The 19797-nt window shown below is 61.3% G+C and carries 7 protein-coding genes; all 7 read left to right on the top strand.

Features of this window, described 5'->3' with window-relative positions; translation table 11 throughout:
- The first annotated feature begins 16 nt into the window (after positions 1-16).
- The 7 genes from PQG80_RS15300 to PQG80_RS15270 all read left to right on the top strand — a co-directional run bounded on the left by PQG80_RS15300 (position 17) and on the right by PQG80_RS15270 (position 19796).
- A complete protein-coding gene (locus PQG80_RS15300) occupies positions 17-1117 on the top strand; it encodes a Gfo/Idh/MocA family protein (protein ID WP_271752255.1) in 1101 nt (366 codons plus the stop codon).
- A gap of 784 nt (positions 1118-1901) precedes the next feature.
- The gene (locus tag PQG80_RS15295) at positions 1902-2792 is read left to right on the top strand and encodes an ABC transporter permease (RefSeq protein WP_271752318.1); all 891 of its coding nucleotides are present in this window, start codon (positions 1902-1904) and stop codon (positions 2790-2792) included.
- Positions 2793-2806: 14 nt separating this feature from the next.
- On the top strand, positions 2807-3691 hold the full coding sequence (locus PQG80_RS15290; protein WP_271752254.1) for a carbohydrate ABC transporter permease: 885 nt from the start codon (positions 2807-2809) through the stop codon (positions 3689-3691).
- 37 nt (positions 3692-3728) lie between these two features.
- Positions 3729-5270, top strand: coding sequence for an ABC transporter substrate-binding protein (locus tag PQG80_RS15285; RefSeq protein ID WP_271752253.1), 1542 nt, complete (start codon positions 3729-3731; stop codon positions 5268-5270).
- A gap of 86 nt (positions 5271-5356) precedes the next feature.
- Positions 5357-10030: an Ig-like domain-containing protein gene (locus PQG80_RS15280; RefSeq protein ID WP_271752316.1), complete on the top strand. Its 4674-nt coding sequence runs from the start codon at positions 5357-5359 to the stop codon at positions 10028-10030.
- 432 nt (positions 10031-10462) lie between these two features.
- A complete protein-coding gene (locus PQG80_RS15275; RefSeq protein ID WP_271752252.1) occupies positions 10463-17422 on the top strand; it encodes a fibronectin type III domain-containing protein in 6960 nt (2319 codons plus the stop codon).
- A gap of 166 nt (positions 17423-17588) precedes the next feature.
- Complete coding sequence (locus PQG80_RS15270; protein ID WP_271752251.1) at positions 17589-19796, top strand: helix-turn-helix domain-containing protein; 2208 nt, start codon at positions 17589-17591, stop codon at positions 19794-19796.
- Position 19797 lies beyond the last annotated feature (1 nt).

Below are 19797 nucleotides of genomic sequence, written 5' to 3'. Positions count from 1 at the left end.
GGGGGCGGGTTAGAACATGGAAAGGTTGAAGGTCGGCATTATCGGAACGGGCAACATCAGCGGGATTTATTTTCAGAACGGCAAACGGTTCGAATCGATGGAGGTCGTCGCCTGCGCCGATCTGGACGTCGCGCGCGCCAAGGCCAAGGCCGAAGAGCACGGCGTACGCGGCTGCTCCGTCGAAGAGCTGCTCGCCGATCCGGACATTCAGATGGTCATCAACCTCACGGTTCCGCAAGCTCACGCGCCCGTCTGCATGCAGGCGCTGGAGGCAGGGAAGCACGTCTTCGTAGAAAAGCCGTTGTCCGTCACGCGGGAGGAAGGCCTCAAGCTGCTCGAGCTGGCGGATCGCAAAGGACTGTTGGTCGGCTGCGCGCCGGATACGTTCCTCGGAGGCGGCATCCAGACCTGCGTCAAGCTGATCGACGACGGCTGGATCGGCACGCCGATCGGCGCGACCGCCTTCATGCTCGGCGGCGGACCGGAGAGCTGGCATCCGAATCCGGACTTCTTCTTCCAGACCGGCGGCGGACCGATGTTCGACATGGGCCCGTACTATCTGACGGCCCTGGTAGCCATGCTGGGCCCCATCGCGCGCGTGACGGGCTCCGCCAGAATCTCGTATCCGGAGCGGGTCGTGACGAATCCGGCAAACTACGGCCACGTCATCAAGGTCGAGACGCCGACGCATCTGGCGGGCGTGCTCGACTTCGCGTCCGGGCCGATCGCGACGCTGCTCACTTCGTTTGACGTTAAAGGCGGCACCGTGCTGCCCCGCATCGAAGTCTACGGCAGCCATGGTACGCTGCTGGTGCCGGATCCGAATACGTTCGGCGGCCCCGTCTCCGTCAGGCGCGCGGGCGCGGAGGCGTGGTCGCAGATCCCGCTGACCCACGGCAAGGACGAGAACGCCCGCGGCATCGGGGCCGCGGACATGGCCAAGGCGATCCTCGCCGGCCGCCGGCACCGCGCGAGCGGCGAGCTCGCCTACCATGTGCTGGAGGCGATGCACGGCATTCACGACGCCGCCGCGGAGGGCAAGCATTACGTCATGCAGAGTTCGTGCGAGAGACCCGCGCCGCTGCCGCTCGGCCTCGACGACCGCAGCCTGGACTAGGCGTTGTTGGCGGCGTAAGGGACGGTTGGCGGGGGGATGTAACGCTGACGGAGACTACTTTCGGCACTCGGACCGGTTAGCGGGGGGAAGAAGCGCTGACGGAGACTACTTTCGGCACGCGGACCGGTTGGCGGGGGAAAGTAACGCTGACGGAGACTCTTTCGGCGCGCGGACCGGTTGGCGGACGGAAGTAACGCTGACGGAGACTACTTTCGGCGCGCGGACGGGTTGGCGGAGGAAAGTAACGCTGACGGAGACTACTTTCGGCACGCGGACCGGTTGGCGGAGGAAAGTAACGCTGACGGAGACTACTTTCGGCACGCGGACCCGTTGGCGGGGAAAGAGACGCTCACGGAGACTACTTTATTCACACACACAGGGGGGGCTGCAGCCGCAGCCTCCTCTTTTTCGTTCATCGGGTCAGCCGGATTTTCCGGCTGCCTTTTTGTCATGTCCAGTAGTCGGCAGGAGCTGTACAGAGGCCGCGAGCCGCGGCATTACAGCATTCTGGCATACGTACAGCCGCCGTTTACAGGAATCCTGCATATGTACAGTACCGACGCCGGCGCGCCCTGCGCTATCGTTAGACCTGCAAGACGGCGCCGCGAATCGTAATTGGCAAGGCGCCGATCGCTAGGCGGATAGGGAAGGGGCAATCGCAATGAAGAAGTCATCGACGCTCGCATTGGAAGACGGAAGCGGCTCCGAGATCCGGACGTCGGACGCCGGTAGGCCGGCGGCCGGACGCAAGTCCAAGTCGCTCGTCCGAAAAGAACTCGGTCATATGAAGCGCAACCGGGAGCTCATGCTGCTGTCGGCGCCGGGGATTTTGTACCAGCTGATTTTCGCCTACTTGCCGATGGTCGGGTTGATCATCGCCTTCAAGAATTACAGGTACGACCTCGGCATGTTCGGGAGCAAGTGGGTCGGCCTCGACAACTTCAAATACTTGTTCTCCACGGACGCGGCGTGGCGGATCACGCGGAACACGGTGCTGTACAACCTCGGCTATATGCTAATCACCACCATAGCCGCGCTTCTGCTGGCCGTGCTGCTGAACGAGATCAAGGCCAAGTGGACCCGCTTCTACCAGACGGCGCTGTTCCTGCCGCACTTCCTGTCATGGGTGCTCGTCGGCTACATCGCCTACGCCTTCCTGAACCATGCGGACGGCTTCATCAACCGGACGCTCGAAGCGCTCGGCATGGCGCCGGTCAGCTGGTACCAGGATTCGGATCCGTGGCCGTTCATCCTTATACTGGTTCACCTGTGGAAGGCCGTCGGATTCACGACGCTGATCTACTTCGCGGGCATCATGGGCATCAGCGGCGACTATTACGAGGCCGCCCGCATCGACGGCGCGACCAAGCGCCAGATGGCGATGAAGATTACCGTCCCGCTGCTGTCGCCGCTGATCGTCATCATGCTCATCCTGTCCATCGGCAACATGTTCCGCGGAGACTTCGGCCTGCATTACTTCATTCCGAACAACTCGGGCTTCCTCTTCTCCTCCACGGACGTCATCGACACGTACGTATACCGGGCGCTTCGCGAAGTCGGCAACGTCAGCATGTCCGCCGCCACGGGACTATACCAGTCCGTAGTCGGCTTCGTCCTCGTGCTGCTCGCCAACGGCATCGTCAGAAGAATAAACCCGGATCACTCGATGTGGTAAAGGAGGCCGCGGCCATGGGAAAAAGCAGCAAGCTGCAGCAATCGTCCATTCATATTCTGTTCATCGTCCTATCGATCGTCGTCGTGCTGCCGTTCTTGCTCGTCATCGCGGTATCGCTCACGGACGAGAAGACGCTGACGGCATACGGTTATCAATTCATCCCTCGCGTGTTCAGCGCGGACGCCTACCGGTACATGTTCGAATCGCCGGAAGTTCTGCTGCGCGCGTACGGCGTGACTTTGCTCGTGACCGTCGCCGGGACGCTGTCCGGCCTGCTCGTGACCGCCATGACCGCTTACGTCGTCTCGCGGCAGGATTACCGGTACAACCGGCTTACGACGTTCTACGTGTTTTTCACGATGCTGTTCAGCGGCGGGCTCGTGCCGTCTTACATCCTGATTACGCAGTACCTGCATCTCAAGGACAGCCTGCTGGCGCTGATCCTGCCCGTGCTGCTGTCGCCGTTTAACGTCATCGTCATGAAGGGGTTCCTTTCCAAGCTGCCGTTCGAGATCGTCGAGTCCGCCAAGATCGACGGCGCGAGGGAATTCAACATATTTTTCCGCATCATCCTGCCGCTGTCGACGCCGGCGCTCGCTACGCTGGGCCTGCTCATCTCGTTCGCCTATTGGAACGAATGGTTCAACGCCATGCTGTACATCGACGATCCGAACAAGGTGCCGCTGCAGCTGCTGCTGGTCCGTACGCTGAACAGCATCGAGTTCCTGACCTCCAATTCGGAGTTTTCCCAGCAGGTCGGCATCGATCTGGCGGACTTCCCCAACAATTCGGCGCGGATGGCCATCGCCGTGCTCGCAGGCGGTCCGATGCTCGTCGTCTTCCCGTTTTTCCAGCGTTTTTTCGTCAAAGGACTTACGGTTGGCTCCCTCAAGGGTTAACATATTTCAATCAGAGCGTATCTAGGAGGTCACGGGCATGTTGAAAAAGAAATTGGGAACGACGGCAGCGCTGGCGCTGCTGACCGCCACCGCGCTCGCCGCGTGCAGCAACAACAATGAAGGGAACGCTTCGCCAAGCGCGAGCGGTTCGTCCGCCGCCGCATCGAGCGCGGCACCCGCGTCATCGGGCGCATCCGGGCTCAAGCCGGTCGAGCTCACCTGGTATTATCCGACCAGCCAGCTGCAGCCGGACCAGCAGAAGGTGCAGGACGAGGTCAACAAGATCGTCAAGGAAAAGCTGAACGCGACCGTGAAGCTGATGCCGGTCGTCCTCGCCGACTACGTGCAGAAGATGAATACCGTCATGGCCGCCGGCGAGAAGTTCGACATTCTGTGGACCGGCTACATGCTGAAGCCGGAGGAGCTCGTCCGCAAGGGCGCGATCCAGCCGATCGACGCGCTGCTGGACCAGTACGCGCCGGAGCTTAAGTCCGACGTGCCGCAGGTGATGTGGGACGGCCTCAAGGTCGACGACCAGGTCTACGGCATTCCGAACCAGCAGATCAACGGCACCCGCTACGGCTTTATCATCCAGAAGCGGTTCGCCGACAAGTATCAGCTGGACACGGCGTCCATCAAGAAGGTCGAGGACATCGAGCCGTTCCTCGAGAAGGTCAAGCAGGGCGAGCGGGACATTATCCCGTTCGGTCAGTTCGGCACCGCGTTCCTCAACCCGGAATCGCGCGACGAGACGTACTGGGGCGTGCCGGGGCTCGACGATCACTTCTACGTGAAGATCGGCGATCCGACCTACAAGCTGTACCGGTATCCGGAGGAAGAGCTCGACAACTTCAAGCTCGCGAGCAAATGGTACAAGGCCGGTTATATCTTCAAGGACGCGGCGACGTCCAAGATGGCCGACTACGAGGCGAAGGGCCAGATCGCGGTTCAATTCAACAACGTCCTGAAGCCGGGCGTCGAGGCCGAGGTCAAGGCGAAGAACGGCGGCAACGACGTCGTCATCGTGCCGATCAGCGACTGGTACACCAACGGGTACTCCGCCACGACGAACCAATCGATCAGCCGCACGTCCGCCAATCCGGACCGCGCCATGATGTTCCTGAACCTGGTCAACACCGACCCGGCGCTGTACAACCTGCTCTGCAACGGCATCGAAGGCGTCCACTACGAGAAGAAGCCGGAAGGCTATATCGTGCCGCTCGCCGATTCGAAGTATAAGCCGAACATGGACTGGGTGTTTGGCAGCGTGTTCAACTCGTACCTCAAGGAAGGCCAGCCGAAGGACGTCTGGGAGGAAACGAAGAAGATCAACCAGACCGCGGAGATCAACCCGGTCGGCGGCTTCAAGTTCAACTCCGAGCCGGTCGTCACCGAGATCGCCAATCTAAACGCGGTATGGGGCGAGTACAAGCGCGGACTCGTGACCGGCACGCTCGATTACGACAAGACGTGGCCCGGCCTGTACGACAAGCTGAAGGAAGCCGGGGAAGAAAAGTACGTGGCCGAGGTCACCAAGCAATTCGAAGAATACCTGGCGAAGTCGGGTCTGAAAAAATAATAGGCTGTCGCGGCAACGAGTAAGGCGCCGAAGCCGGGCGCGGTGTTCCAGACTCATACCTAGAGGAGAGATGGAATCGCATGCTCATGAAAAGACGGATGACGGCATGGCTCGCAGGCTTGATGGTATTATTCTGTGCTATTCCGCTGGCGCAAGTATCCGCCGAGACCGGCGAGGCGCCTGCCGGAGCCGTGCTGTACGTCGCGAAGGACGGCAGCGACGCCAATGCCGGCACGATCGCCGCGCCCTTCAAGTCGCTGGAGCGGGCGCGCGACGCGATTCGCGACATGAAGGACGACGGCGGCCTGCCGGACGGCGGCGTCACCGTTTATCTCAGAGAAGGGCTGTACGAGCGAACGACGAGCTTCGAGCTCGGCGCGGACGACTCGGGCGAGGCCGGCAAGACGATCGCGTACATGGCCTATCCCGGAGAGACGGTCCGCCTGTCAGGCGGTCGCGACATCCCGAAGAGCGGGTTCGTACCGGTGACCGACAGCGCCGTGCTGAGCCGGATCATCAGCGAGGACGCGAGACCTAAGGTGCTGGAGATCGATCTCGCCGCGCTCGGCATTACCGATTACGGGGAAATAAGCCGTCACGGCTATTACCTGGCGAACGACCTGAGCCTGGTGCCGCCGATGGAGCTGTACGTGAACGGTCAGGGCATGACGCTCGCCCGCTGGCCGAACGAAGGCACGGTCCAGATGGGCGACATCATCGATCCCGGACCGACGCGCAAGGACGCGGACCTGCAGGCGCGAGGCGGCACGTTCACGTATACGTACGACCGGCCGCAGTATTGGACGCAGGCGGACGATATTTGGCTGGACGGCATTTTCGGCTACAGCTGGGAATGGTCGTATAACAAGATCGCCGCGATCGACACCGCGAACAAGACGATCACGCTGCGCTACGGCGAGATGAGCGGCTTATTCAAGAACTGGTATCCGGATTTCCACTTCGCGCAAAACCTGCTCGAGGAGATCGACGTGCCGGGCGAGTACTACATCGACCGTCAGGCCGGCAAGCTTTATTACCTGCCGAATGCCGAGTTTGCCACCGCGAATCCCGAGATTACGGTGACGATGCTGAAGACGCCGATGATCAACTCGATCGATGCGTCCTACATCGACTTCAAGGAGCTGATCCTCGAGAACGGGCGGGACTCGGCGGCCGTCATCGTCGGCGGCAGCCACGTGCGCATCGTGAACAGCGAGATCCGCAACTTCACGAACAGCGGCGTGCTGATCAATACGCAGAGCCGGTTTTTCTACAATATTTTCGACGGCGCGCCGGGCACCGACCTCGGCGTCGTAGGGTCGCATATCCACCACATCGGCGGCACCGCGGTCACGCTGAGCGGCGGCAGCAAGACGACGCTCGCGCCGGGCAACAACTACGTGGAGAACTCGCATATTCACGACTTCGCCTATTATCACAAGGCGTACAATCCCGGGGTCATCCTGTCGGGCGTCGGCAACCGGATGTCGCACAACGAGCTGCACGACGCCCCGCACCCGGGCGTGCTCGTCTTCGGCAACGACCATCTGATCGCGTACAACGAGATCTATGACGTGTGCAAAAGCTTCTCGGACCTCGGCGCGATCTACATGAACGCGGGAGAGACGCCGCAGCAGCGGGGCACCGTCATCCGGCGCAACTACTTCCACGACATCGGGATGAGCAAGGCCGGCGTGGAGGGCATCTACCCCGACAACTTCACGATGGGGCTCAAGATCGAGGAGAACGTCTTCTACCGGATGGGCAACTCCGCCATCAAGAACAACGGGGGCTCTTACATCCTTTCCCGCAACAACATCTTCGTCGACGCGAAGGTGCCGTACGACTACGCGGACCTGTTCCTCGGCGACGAGCCGGACGATCAGATCCCGAAGAACTACATGCCGAAGTGGCAGGCGCTTTTCGACGCGAACAACGACTTCGTCGGCACGCCGTATCTGACCAAGTATCCGGAGCTCGCGACCTTCTTCGACGAGAACCGCTACTACCCGGACTCCAATACGTTTCAGGGCAACATCGTCTTCAATCCGACGGTGACCCGGAGCGTGACGACCAACGTGTACGGGGCTTACGACAAATTCAATCTGGTCCAGTATGCGGACAACTGGGTGACGACGACGGATCCCGGCTTCGTCAACCTGGCGGGCGGCGATCTGACGCTTGCGGCGAACGCGCCGGCGTATACGCAGATTCAGGGATTCCCGCAAATTCCGTTTGGCGACATCGGAACGTCAGGAACGCCGGGAACGACGGCGGGACCGCACGAATTTCCGGTGACCGGCGTCGCGGTGTACAACGACGACATCACCGTCGACCGCTTCAAGTCGGCGAAGCTGCAGACGGCGGTCCTGCCGTGGAACGCCAGCCATCCGGCGCTTACGTTCGTCTCGGCCGACCCGTCGGTCGCCACGGTGAGCGCGGCAGGCGTCGTCACGGGGCAGTCCGTCGGCGATACGACGATTACGGTCGCGTCGGCCGTCTATCCGAACCTGACGGCGGTCGCGTCGGTTCACGTCGAGACCGGCGACGGCGTCATGGACCGGACGGACTTCGAGAACGGTTCGGGCCTGTGGCCGCAGGATGCGAACCGCTCGATCGTCAAGGTCGACGACAACCGGTGGTATAAGCTGCTGAACAATGCGTCGACGCTCATCAACAAGGATTTTACCGACTACGAGCTGACCTTCAAGTTAAAAACGCCGGATGCGATGCCGGCCAATGCGACGCTGTACATTTTCGACAAGCAAGCGGGCGCCGGCTCTACCCGGATCGGCTACAAGGTGCGGGAGGACGGGACGTCATCCTGGCTCCTGTACAACTCGGCCTGGGCGGTGCTCAAGGAAGTGAAGCGGCCCGGCCAGGACCTGCTGCCCAATACGGCGTACGACATCAAGGCGCTCGTCAAGGGCGCGGACTACAGCGTCTACGTGAACGGCGCGTTCCGGCTCAAAGGCACGGACCCGGGGCACAACGCGACCGGCAAGGTCGGCTTCTACGTCAACAACGTGAGTAACATGATGTTCGACGACATCCAGTTCAAGGCGTCGACGACCGACGTGTCCGGCGTGATCCCCACGGAAAATCCGGTGCGCGTGACCGCCGGACATACGAAGCAGCTGACCGTGACTTTCGATCCGGTGAACGCGGCGAACCGGGGATTGACCTGGTCGTCCAGCGATTCGTCGGTGGCGACCGTGAACGCAAGCGGCGTCGTTACGGCCGTGAGCGAGGGCGAAGCGACGATCACGGCGACCTCGGTCGAAAACGCGAATGCGAAGGCGGCCGTTCAGGTCATCGTGTCGAACGTCATGCACTTCACGAACTTCGAGTCGGGCGGCAACGGCTGGCCCGTCGACCCGAACCGCAGCATCTATCTGGACGCGAACGGGAACCGCTGGTACAAGATTTTGAACGGCGCGACCGGGCTGCTGGATAAAACATTCTTGGATTATATGCTCGAGTTCAAGCTCCGTACGCCGGCTGCGCTGCCGACGGGCGGGGGCACGCTGTACATTTTCGACCGGCAGGACGCGAACGCTTCGACCCGGATTGGCTACAAGATGAAGGCGGACGGCACGTCGGATTGGGTGCTGTACAACGGCAGCTGGGCCGTGCTGAAAACGGCGCCTCAAGCCGGCTGGGATCTCGCGGCCGATACGACGTACGACGTGAGAGTCGTTGCCGAAGGCGGGCATCTCAAGGTGTACGTCAACGGGGCGCTTCGGCTCGACGGCACCGACCCGGGCTACCGCCCGTCGGGCAAGGTCGGCTTCTACGCCAGCGGGTTCAGCTATCTGCTGTTCGACGACGTCCGCTTCTCGGTCGTGCCGCAGGAGCCTGTCCCGGCGGCCGCGCTGAGCGTGACGGCGGCGCCGGGAACGGCCGCGGGCACGACGCGGCTCTCCGTAGGCGCGCTGCCGGCGGGCCATGCGCTCAAGGCGGCCGTCTATGCGACGGCGGCGGAGCTGCCGGCGGCGCCGGTTCTGGGCGGCGCGGCTCCGCCCGGCGCGGCCGACTATGCGGCGGGCAGCGATCTCGCCGTCGCCGAAGGCAACGCAGTCGCCGTCTACGGGCTGGACGTCGCAGGCAAGATCGCGGCGTACGGCACGGTGACGCCGACCGCGGAGAAGATCAAGGGCGAAGAGTCGACCGAAGGGCCGGGGCTGCCCGGCAAACCGGCGCTGTCGAGCGACAATGGGTACGACACGGGCCTCCTCGACGGCGACTACAAGATTACGATGAACCTCTGGTACGGGGAGAACGGAACCATCTACAAGCTGTACGAGAACGACGCGCTCATCGATACGCAGTCGCTCTCGAGCGCGTCGCCGGCGGCGCAATCGGCCGTCACGGCGATCTCGGGGCGGACCGACGGCACGCACCGCTACCGGGCCGAGCTGATCAATGCCAAGGGCAGGACGACGAGCGAGACCTTGACCGTCGCCGTCAAGGACGCGAAGCCGGGCAAGCCGGTGCTGTCCGCGAACAACTGGGACGGCGACGGCAGCTACGACGTGTCGATGAACATGTGGTGGGGCACGAACGGCGGGACGTACCGCCTGTACGAAAACGGCGCGCTGATCGATACGCAGCAGCTGACTGCGGGCACGCCGTCCGCGCAAGCGGCGAAGACGGTCGTGTCCGGACGGGCGCCGGGCAGCCATGAGTACCGGGCGGAGCTCGCCAATGCGTCAGGCGCGACGACAAGCGATGCGCTTGTCGTGCAGGTGACGAAGTAAAGTAAACGGACGTAAAGGAAATCTGACGTAAATGAAACCGTTCCATTGTGGGAGCGGCTGCGACGCGCAGCCGTTACGCAAAGGGCGGTTTCTTTGCATGACGGACATGATTACGAATCCGGTGCGAATACGTGCGCGAGCGCGAGCGGACAGGGAATCCGATGTCGAGCCGAAAAGCGCATCAAATTAGCTCGGAACCTAATCTGTTTTTTTGAAGCTAATCTCTTTTTTTGAAATAGCGGAATAGTTGCACCTATCTCGATTTCCGTTCATATACGGCGGGCTGGCCGCTGGGCTACCATAAGCGTGTACGGAAGGGAGGCTTGATCGAAAGCGTTTCCAATATGCGAGCCGGACCCGCAGGAAGCAGTCTTGATCGAGATTCACTATTTCTAAGGTTGAAAAGGAGCTGGGACGATGAGGGGTTGGACGATGAGAAAAACGGTGGCGATGAGCATGGTCCTCGCGATGTTCGCGAGCCTGCTGAACGTCGGCATCGCCTTCAGGAGCGCGCAGGCGGAAGAGACGGGCTTAGCCTGGCCGGCGTCGGTGTTCGGCGGCTACAATATGCCGTTCGCGCCGGCAGAAGGTTTGGTCACGACGCAGAATCCGCCGGACTTCAGATGGCCTGCGGTACCGAACGCGACGGGCTACGATCTGGAGGTCGGCCGCGATGCGTCGGTATCGAACGCCACGTACGGGACAAGCGACCTGAAAGAAAACATATACAACTTCCCGGAAGCGTTCGAAAGCGGCACATGGTACTGGCGTGTTCGCTTCCACAAGGCGGAAGGGACTTCGGTATGGAGCGACGTGCGCAAATTCCGCATCGAAGAGCAGTTCGTGAAGTTCGAAGTTCCGCCGGTGGGCGAGTTGATGGGCAAGGTGCCGGAAGGCCATCCGCGCATCTGGACGACGCCGGACACGTTGGAGGCATTCAGGGACCTCGCGTTGTCGGGCAGCGGGAAGGCATTCATAGACGAGAAGATCAAAGGTCTCTCCTTGCTGACGGCCGGTCAGGCGCCCCCGGTGGAGCCGCCGCTTAGTACCGATCCCAAGCTCACGGAACAAGAAATTTTGGACCTATATGCGGGGAAGGCCAAAGATTTGATCAACAAAATGGTCGACACCGCTTTCCTATATCTCGTTACGGAAGATCCAAAATACTTGACAGACACGAAGATCCGGCTGTTCGGCGGCAACAGCGTAGCCGGCATCGCCGGCTGGGACCCGACCGGTCCGTCCGGCCAGCAAGACCAGATCCAGCGCTCGGTCGCGCTGGCTTCGGCGATGACTTACGACTGGCTGTACGATGCGCTGACGGAGCAGGAGCGTACGACGCTCCGTGACCTGATCGCCCTGCATGCCGGATCGATGGTATCGGCGCTCGTCGACAATCCGGATACCAACATTAAGAATCGTCCCTACAACTCCCACGGCTGGTCGGCGTTCGGCTATCTCGGCATTATCGCCACCGCCATGCTGGGCGAATATCCGGACGGCAGAGCCGAGCAGTGGTACGCCAAGATCGTACCCGCTTACATCAACATCCTGCCGCCATGGGGCGGGGAGGACGGCGGCTGGGCGCAGGGAACGGGCTATTGGCAGTGGTCCAGCACCATCGCGCAAGAGTTCGAGGACGTGCTCCTGGCGTCGACCGGACTCAATCTGTACGAAAAAGGTTATTCCCGCAACGCGGGGCTGTATCCGCTGTACGTTTTCCCGCACGGCATCCCGAAGGGCGTTTTGGGGGACGACAGCCAGTACCTGCCATCCGGTACGAGCGTGACCATTTACAATCGCTTGTCCCAATTGAGCGGAGACGGACGCCTGAAATGGGCGGCAGAGGCGATCGGCACGGGGCCGTCTCTCACGCTTAACAACAATTACTTCTACGGGGACGACAATCTGGCTTCACGCCCGCCGGTCGATCTGCCGAAAGCCAGATGGTTCGAGGACGTCGGCGTCGTGGCCATGCATTCCGAGCTGTACGACCCCGATCGCGTCTCGATGTATTTCAGGTCGAGCCCGTTCGGCAGCTACAACCACAGCTATGCCGATCAGAACGGCTTCATCATTAATGCCTTCGGCGAATCGCTGGCGATCGAGGCCGGTCATTACGACGGGTACAATACTGCGCACAGAGAGCAATATACGAGACAGACGTTGGCAGCCAACGCGATTACGTACGACGGCGGCGTAGGTCAGAGGGCCAACGATATCGAGGCGGACGGCAAGGTGAAAAGCTTCGTGACGACGCCCGACTTCGACGCGGTCAGCGCCGACGCGAAGGTCGCTTACGGCAGCGCGCTCAGCCAGTCGGATCGCGACGTCATCTACTTGCGTCCTGGCATGTTCGTCATGATCGACAGGCTGAAGTCCGCGGATCCGCAGGGCAATAAGTTCGAATGGCGACTGCATGCCCAGGATCAGCTCGATCTCGACGGCGACAATGCCGGCGCGACGATCCTCAAAGGAGACGCGGCGCTTAAGGTTCGCTTTTACACGCCGGACAATCTGAGTGTCTCCAAAACGAATCAATACATCGGCGTCACGGGTGCCGAAGTGAAACCGGGCGGCAGCTTCGCCGCGAACGAGCAAGTGCATGCCGTCTTCAGCACGTCCAAGACGACGTCGACGACCTTCGTGTCGACCTTGGAAGCGTACAAGCGGGATTCCGCCGCGCAGAACGTCGTGTCGGAAAAACATGCCGATTATACCAAGCTGACGTTCGCCGACGGTACGGTCGTGTATGTCCGCCTGGCTTCGACCGGCGAGATCGATGCCGGCAGCATCCGCTTCGACGGCTCGGCAGTCGCGCTGAAGGGCAATTCGGCGCTGCTCGTCGACGGGAAAAAGGTTGTCAAAGACGGCGTTACGCTGATCGAAAGCGACCAGCCCGCGACGATCGCCTACGACGGAGCGCGGCTCTCCGTATCGGGCCAGGCGGACCCGACGCAGGTGTCCGTCGAAGCGCCGGGCGTACAGCGCGTTCGCGACCTCGACACCGGGACCGATTTCCCGAGCGGGGGATCCGTCGCGGAAGGCCTCGCCAATCGGGGCGTGCATTGGGCGGTGTCCGGCAGCAAGCTGACGCTGCGCGTCGAAAAAGGGCAGCATGCCTTTAAGCTCAATAATGCGCCGATGCCTGGGGCGCAGCCCAATATCACGATGCCGGTCGAGATCGACGGCTCGGCGAGCAGCGTGACGATGCAGGTGTACGGCAGTATAGATGGCGTACCTGTCGCGTGGGGCAAGTTGAGCAATCAAGCGGGCCTGTACGAGGTCCATGAGGCGCCGGCGGGTTTCGTGTTCGAAAAGCACGGACGGCCGAGCACGGTCTATCTGGAAGCGGGAGCCTCGATTCTTGTACGTGGAGCGACAGGAACGCTGAAGCTGGCGCGGATCGGCACCAGCCATCCGACGCCCGCCGAAGTGTGGACGAATCCCGACGTTAAACGGTCTACGTTAAATCTCCAGTGGAAGGAAGCGGAGGCGTACGTCGCCGTCGACGGCCCTAATAAGTATGCGACGCGTCCGTTCCTGTCCGGCGGCATCGGACTCGGGGAGTGGACGAAGACCGGACAATCGGTCAAGTGGACGATGAACGTCCCCAAATCGGGCAAGTACGACCTTGTCCTCAAGTACGTCGCCGGGTTCAACCCCGTCGGTACGATGACGGGACGTCTTGCAATGATTGGTGACAAGCCGTACTACGTCGAAGCGCCTGCGACCATGGGAGCGAACGGCCAGCCGGACTTTGGCCAAACGCCTGAAGTCTGGAAAGGCTTTCGCATCCACACCAACCAGCAGCTGCCAGCCGGGCCAGTCGACATCACGATGTGGAACGCGCAGGGCGCCATGAACCTGGACTGGATCGCCTTAATCGAGAACAAGGACGACGAGGTTCGTCCGAGCATGCCGGGCGGCGTACAGCTCGTTTCCCGCACGAATACGTCCGCGACGGTCTCCTGGACGGCTTCTACGGACAACGTCGCGGTCAAGGAATACGCGATCTTCGCGAACGGCGTGCAGAAGACGGTCGTGCCGAACGGTCAGACGACCGCGACGGTCACGGATCTCGTACCCGGTACGGCTTATGCCATCGTCGTCCGCGCGATCGATACGAGCGACAATCCTTCGCTGGACAGCGTGCCGATCGAGCTGCCGGCGAGCGATACGGAGCCGCCCGAATGGGGGAGCGCTGCGCTTAAAGCAAGCCGCCTTTTCACGAACGCAGCCAGACTGGCATGGGATGCCGCAACGGACGATTCGGGGACCGTGGCGACGTACGAGATCTCTCGCAAAGAAGCGTCGCAAACTTCGTTCGAGACAGTCGCCACGGTGGCCGGCAGCGTGTACGGTTACGATGCGACCGGCTTGCAGCCCGGCGGCGCGTATACGTTCAAGATCGAGGCGGTCGACGAAGACGGCAACCGGTCGGAAGACGGGCCGAGCTTGACCGTGACGCTGCCTTCCGCCGGCGGCGGGGATTACTACGATTCGTTCGACGAATATTCGGCAGGTACGCTGCCGACGATGCCAGGCTGGACCGTCGGGAAGAACAGCGGCGACAATGCGTCCGCCGTCACGGTCGAAGCCACGCCGGGCGGCGCAGGACGATCGCTGCAGGTCAAGGACGATTTTTCTCCGAGCAACGACAGCTATACCGAGAGCCCGATCGCGACGAGGACGACGACGCCGATCGCGGGGAAGGTCAAGTTCGAGACCCGCTTCATGTTCAACAGCCTGTTCAAGGACACCGCGACGGGCTACGAGCACGGCAACTACGAGCTGTATTTGCGGGGGAATGGCGCGAATATCGTCCGATTGACCGGCTTTACGGGAGGAACCTTCGGCTATTATGTAGACGCCGGGAACGGTACCTTTACGAACGTCAAGATTCCGGGCAATGCCCTTGACTTTAAGCTGCCCAAGGATCAGTGGATCACGCTGCGCATCGATCTCGACACGGAGACCGACAAGTACGATTTGACGTTGCAAGCGGACGCGCTTAAGTCCTACGGCGGCATCAGCGTCCCTGCCGGCGCGCTGGACAAGGAGAAGGGCACGTACACCGTACGCGGCATTCCTTTCTTGAACAATCAGAATGTGAACACCGTCGATACGTTCCGGTTCAGCGGCAACCGCTATAAGAGCCAGTTCCTGTTCGACTATGTGACCATGTACAAGGACACGACCGGCCTACCGACGTGGGATTCGGGAGCCGAAGCGACGCAGACGCACCTGTTCCCGACCGCAGCCAGACTGGCGTGGGATCCGGCGACGATGAGCGACGGCAGCGCCATCGCCTCGTATGCCGTCTATCGCAAGCAGGGCACGCAGGCCTATACGAAAATTGCGACGGTAGCCGGCAGCGCGCTCGCATACGATGCGACCGCGCTCCAGCCGGGCCAGGCGTATACGTTCCAGATCCGCGCGATCGGCGCGTCGGGCCAGGAGACCGAGAGCGGGCCAAGCGTGGCGGTCACGACGCCCGCCGCAGGCAGCAGCGGCGATTACTACGATTCGTTCGACGAGCGTCCCGCCGGCGCGTTCGTCGAGACCGGCGGCTGGACGGTCGCCAAGCCTGCAGCCGACATCGTCTCCTCCGTCACCGTCGAGGCAACCCCCGGCGGCGCAGGACAGTCGCTGCTGTTAAAGGACGCCTACTCGCCTAACGCTTCGGATTATACGCAGAGCCCTGCCATTATCCGAGCGACGGCGCCCTTGAGCGGGAAGGTCGCGTTCGAGACGCGGTTCATGAACACGGAGTTGGGCACCTTCGAACTCAAGATTCGCGGCCAGAACAGCGACATCGTGAAGATCGGCGGCTTCTCGGAGGGGAACTTCGGCTACTACAACCTGAAGAATCCCGCCACCAATGAGTACGGGGACTACAAGATTCCCGCGAACAACCTGAGTCCGCTCTTCAAGATGCCGCAAAATCAGTGGATCAAGCTTCGGATCGACATCGACACGACGAGCAAAACGTACGACCTGTCCGTGGAGGCGGACGCTTTCAAGACCTACACGGGCCCCGTCGACGCGCCGGGGACGATCGTGAACGGCGTTTACAAGATAACCGGCATCAAATTCATGAACGGCGCAAATGTGAATGCCGTCGACACGTTCCGCTTCGCGGGCAGCCGGTTCACGACGCAGTTCCTATTCGACTACGTCGCGATGTATAAGGACACGACGCCCGCCGCGGCGGACACGACCGCGCCTGCGACGACCGCGACGCTGTCGCCCGCGCAGCCCGACGGCACGGGCGGCGCTTACGCAAGCCCGGTCACGCTCGCGCTGGGCGCGACGGACAACGGCGGCTCGGGCATCGACAAGACCGAGTACAGCCTGAACAACGGCACCTCCTGGCTGCCTTATGCGGGGCCGGTCACGTTCGACCGCCAGGGTACTTACAGCGTGCGGTATCGGTCCGCGGACAAGGCGGGCAACGTCGAGACTGCGCATACCGTAGGCTTCTCGCTCTCCGCGACGACCGTTCGCGCGAAGCTGAAGGACAGCGCGGGCAACCCGATCACGGGCGCCGCGGTCAGCTATTACGACGGCAACTGGAAGACGTTCGGCACCACCGATGCGACGGGGACGGCTAGCAAGACGCTGCCTGACGGCAACTACACGTTCGCGATGACGTACGAAGGCGGAACGACGCAGAAGTCGCAGAACACGGGCAGCAGCAACGTCATCGATTTCCAGACCGTCAAGGTCAAGGTTCGGCTGAAGGACAGCCAGGGCAATGCGCTTGGCGGAGGGGGCGTCTCCTTCTACTCCGACAGCTGGCGCACGTTCGGCCCGGCGACCGGCGGCGAAGTTTCCAAGGAACTTCTGCCCGGCAACTATACGTTTGCCATGACGTACGAGGGCACCGCCCAGCAGAAGAGCCAGAATACGGGCGACAATGCGAACGTCGACTTCCAGACGGTGAAGGTTAAGGTAAAATTGAAGGACAGCCAAGGCGCGCCGCTGGACGGCGGCGAGGTGTCATACTACGCGACGGGCTGGCGTACGCTGGGCACGACCGTCTCCGGAGAGACATCTAAGGAGTTGCTGTCCGGCAACTATACGTATGCCGTGACGTACGAGGGCGCCATCCTTCAGAAAGCCCAGGATACGAGCATCGACCCGATCGTCGTATTCCAGACGGCGAACGTCGCGCTGGAGCTGAAGGACGGCCAGGGCAACCCGATCGACGGGGCCGAGGCCTCCTATTACGCGAGCGGCTGGCGGACGTTCGGCACGTTCTCGGGCGGCTTCGCGCGCAAGGAGCTGCTGCCCGTCTCCTATACGTTCAACGTCGCCTACGGCGGCGCCTCCAAGCAGGCGGTCGCCGACATCGCCTCGAGTCCGACGGTGCCGTTTATCTTTTAATCTCGCGATAGGCGAGTCCTCAATGAGGACGATCCCCGGATCCAAGCGGATTCGGGGATCGTTTTTTCGCGCAGCGCGATCGAAGTTGCAATTTACACGCCACTGCAGGCTTGATAAGATTGAGATGCCTGACGACAGCACATAATCGTACAAGCTTGGGGGTCGCATGAGACAACTTCAGCCCATGCTCTTTTTCAGACGCAGATCCTATTCGCTGTTCATGCGGCTTATCGCCGGATTTCTATGCATTATCGTGCTGCTCGTCTCCCTCACGGTCTATGCCATCTCGGTATCCAAACGGAGCGTCAAGCAAGAGATCGTCAATTACAACACGCTTATGCTGGACAACGCGATGAACGGCTACGAGAAGCATCTGGACCTCGTTAAAAAGCAGATGTACCTGTTCTTCAGCGAAGAAGTGCAGCGGCTTGGGGCGCCTCCCCGTTACGACGAGTTCCCGCAGGTCATCAGCGACATCTCGACATGGGTTGCCAATCCGTATCTGTTTATCGATAATATCGCCTTTGTCCTCGCGCAAGGCAATGCGGTGCTGGAAAAAAACACGAGCACGACCGCCCGGGCGATGTTCGGAAAGTTTTACGCGAGCGAGGCGTACCCGCCGGATTTCTGGAGCGCGCAGTTCTCGGATTCGTATACCTACCGGGTGTTTCCTTCGGCCCCTTTCTATAATTCTATCTTCCGGGGCAGCTCCGAGCCGATCGGAGACTTGATTCCCGTCGTGTTCAAGTACGACGGCAACGCCGATTTTTTCATGGTCGTATTCCTCCATGCAGGGAAAATGTACGACGCGTTCCAGCAAAGCAAATACGACGATTTCGTCGTCTACGACGAAGACGGGCGCGTCCTCTACCGCAGGGAAGGCGAGAAGCCGTTCTTGAGCTATGCCGAACTGACGAAGCCGGGAAAGGACCGATTCGTTCGCGGCGACGACTATTATTTTATCCGAAAGGGAACTGGAACCGGTTACAGCTATGCGTACCGGGTACCGGCCCGCCAGATCGCCTATCAGTCGCGTCTGAGCGCCACCTTGATCGCGATCCTTTCCGCCGCCGTGCTGCTCAGTATCCTGATCGCGGTCATGTTCGCCGTCCGGATCAACAATCCGCTGAAGCGCGTGATCGAATCGCTGCGATCGATGAACGAAGCCATGCCGAACCGCTCCAACATCCGGGAGTTTAACCTGATCGACGACGAGCTGCGCGGGAGCAGAGAGCTTCGCCGGCAGGTCGGCTTCGTCAACCGGCTGAAGGCGATTCGCAGCCGCGAGGCCGAGGGCGCAGGCCTTGCGTTCGCGGACAAGCCCTTCGTCTTTATCTTGTGCCAGGTCCAGCCCCGGCACCGCGAATCGGGCGAGCCCGAGCCGATCGACAAATGGCTTTATTATATAAAGGCTTATATCGACGCCAACCTTCAGCCGGAATTCCCCGACTCGCAGACGTTCCAGATCGAGCGCAACCAGATCTTGAGCCTTGTGCCGACCGACCGGACGGCCGATCTGACCGGATTGCTGGAGCGCATGAAGGAGGTGTTCGATCATGACACGGCGTACGGCATCGTGACGATCGTCATGACGCCGGTCCATCGGTCGTCGGACGAGCTGACATCCGCCTACGAAGAAGCGCAGCTGCTTGCCAGGGATCGGCGGCTGACCGACGAGACGCAGATTATCGTCGAACCCGTGCCGGCGCCGGCGATCGTCGGTTTGCCGCCGGATCAGGAAAAGGAGTTCCTCGTTCAACTCAAGGAAGGCAACGGGCAACGCGCCGCGGACATCATGCAGCGTTTGTACGACCGATGGGAAAGCGGGACGATGCCGGCGTCGGCGCTGCTGCGGTTCGCCGAATCGACGGTGAGCAAGATCCGCGTCTCCGCGATCCAGTTCCCGACCGACCCGGATCGGCTGTCGCCCGTCCTCGCGCGTGCGGAGGAGCGTATCGCGCGGTGCGAGACCGCGGCCGAGCTGGAGCGGCTGCTGCTGGACCTGGTGAGGGACGCGGCTGAAGCCTTCAAGGCGAAGAAGGAAGAGAAGCATCCGGTCACGGACTTCGTCATCGAGTACGTGAACGCGCATCTGTCGGAGGTCATTTATCTGGACGCGCTCGCGGAGAAGCTGAAGATGAACAGCAGCTACCTGTCCTCGTATTTCAAGGGAAAGACGGGCGTCAACATCGTCGACTATATTAACGAGACGCGCATCGCGCGGGCGAAGGAGCTGCTGTCCGACCATCGCGCCAAGATCAACGACGTAGCGACGTCGGTCGGCTACCGGAACATTACGTCCTTCAATCGCATGTTCAAGAAATTCACGGGCATGACGCCAAGCGAGTTCCGGAAACGGCAGGATATCCCATAAG

The organism is Cohnella rhizoplanae (assembly GCF_948329515.1).
Taxonomy (GTDB): domain Bacteria; phylum Bacillota; class Bacilli; order Paenibacillales; family Paenibacillaceae; genus Cohnella; species Cohnella rhizoplanae.
This window is presented reverse-complemented; position numbering and strand designations above follow the sequence as displayed.

Bases quoted from the DNA above. Each gene is read 5' to 3' on its own strand.
- PQG80_RS15300 (WP_271752255.1), top strand. From the start codon at position 17: ATGGAAAGGTTGAAGGTCGGCATTATCGGAACGGGCAACATCAGCGGG.
- PQG80_RS15295 (WP_271752318.1), top strand. From the start codon at position 1,902: ATGAAGCGCAACCGGGAGCTCATGCTGCTGTCGGCGCCGGGGATTTTG.
- PQG80_RS15290 (WP_271752254.1), top strand. From the start codon at position 2,807: ATGGGAAAAAGCAGCAAGCTGCAGCAATCGTCCATTCATATTCTGTTC.
- PQG80_RS15285 (WP_271752253.1), top strand. From the start codon at position 3,729: ATGTTGAAAAAGAAATTGGGAACGACGGCAGCGCTGGCGCTGCTGACC.
- PQG80_RS15280 (WP_271752316.1), top strand. From the start codon at position 5,357: ATGAAAAGACGGATGACGGCATGGCTCGCAGGCTTGATGGTATTATTC.
- PQG80_RS15275 (WP_271752252.1), top strand. From the start codon at position 10,463: ATGAGAAAAACGGTGGCGATGAGCATGGTCCTCGCGATGTTCGCGAGC.
- PQG80_RS15270 (WP_271752251.1), top strand. From the start codon at position 17,589: ATGAGACAACTTCAGCCCATGCTCTTTTTCAGACGCAGATCCTATTCG.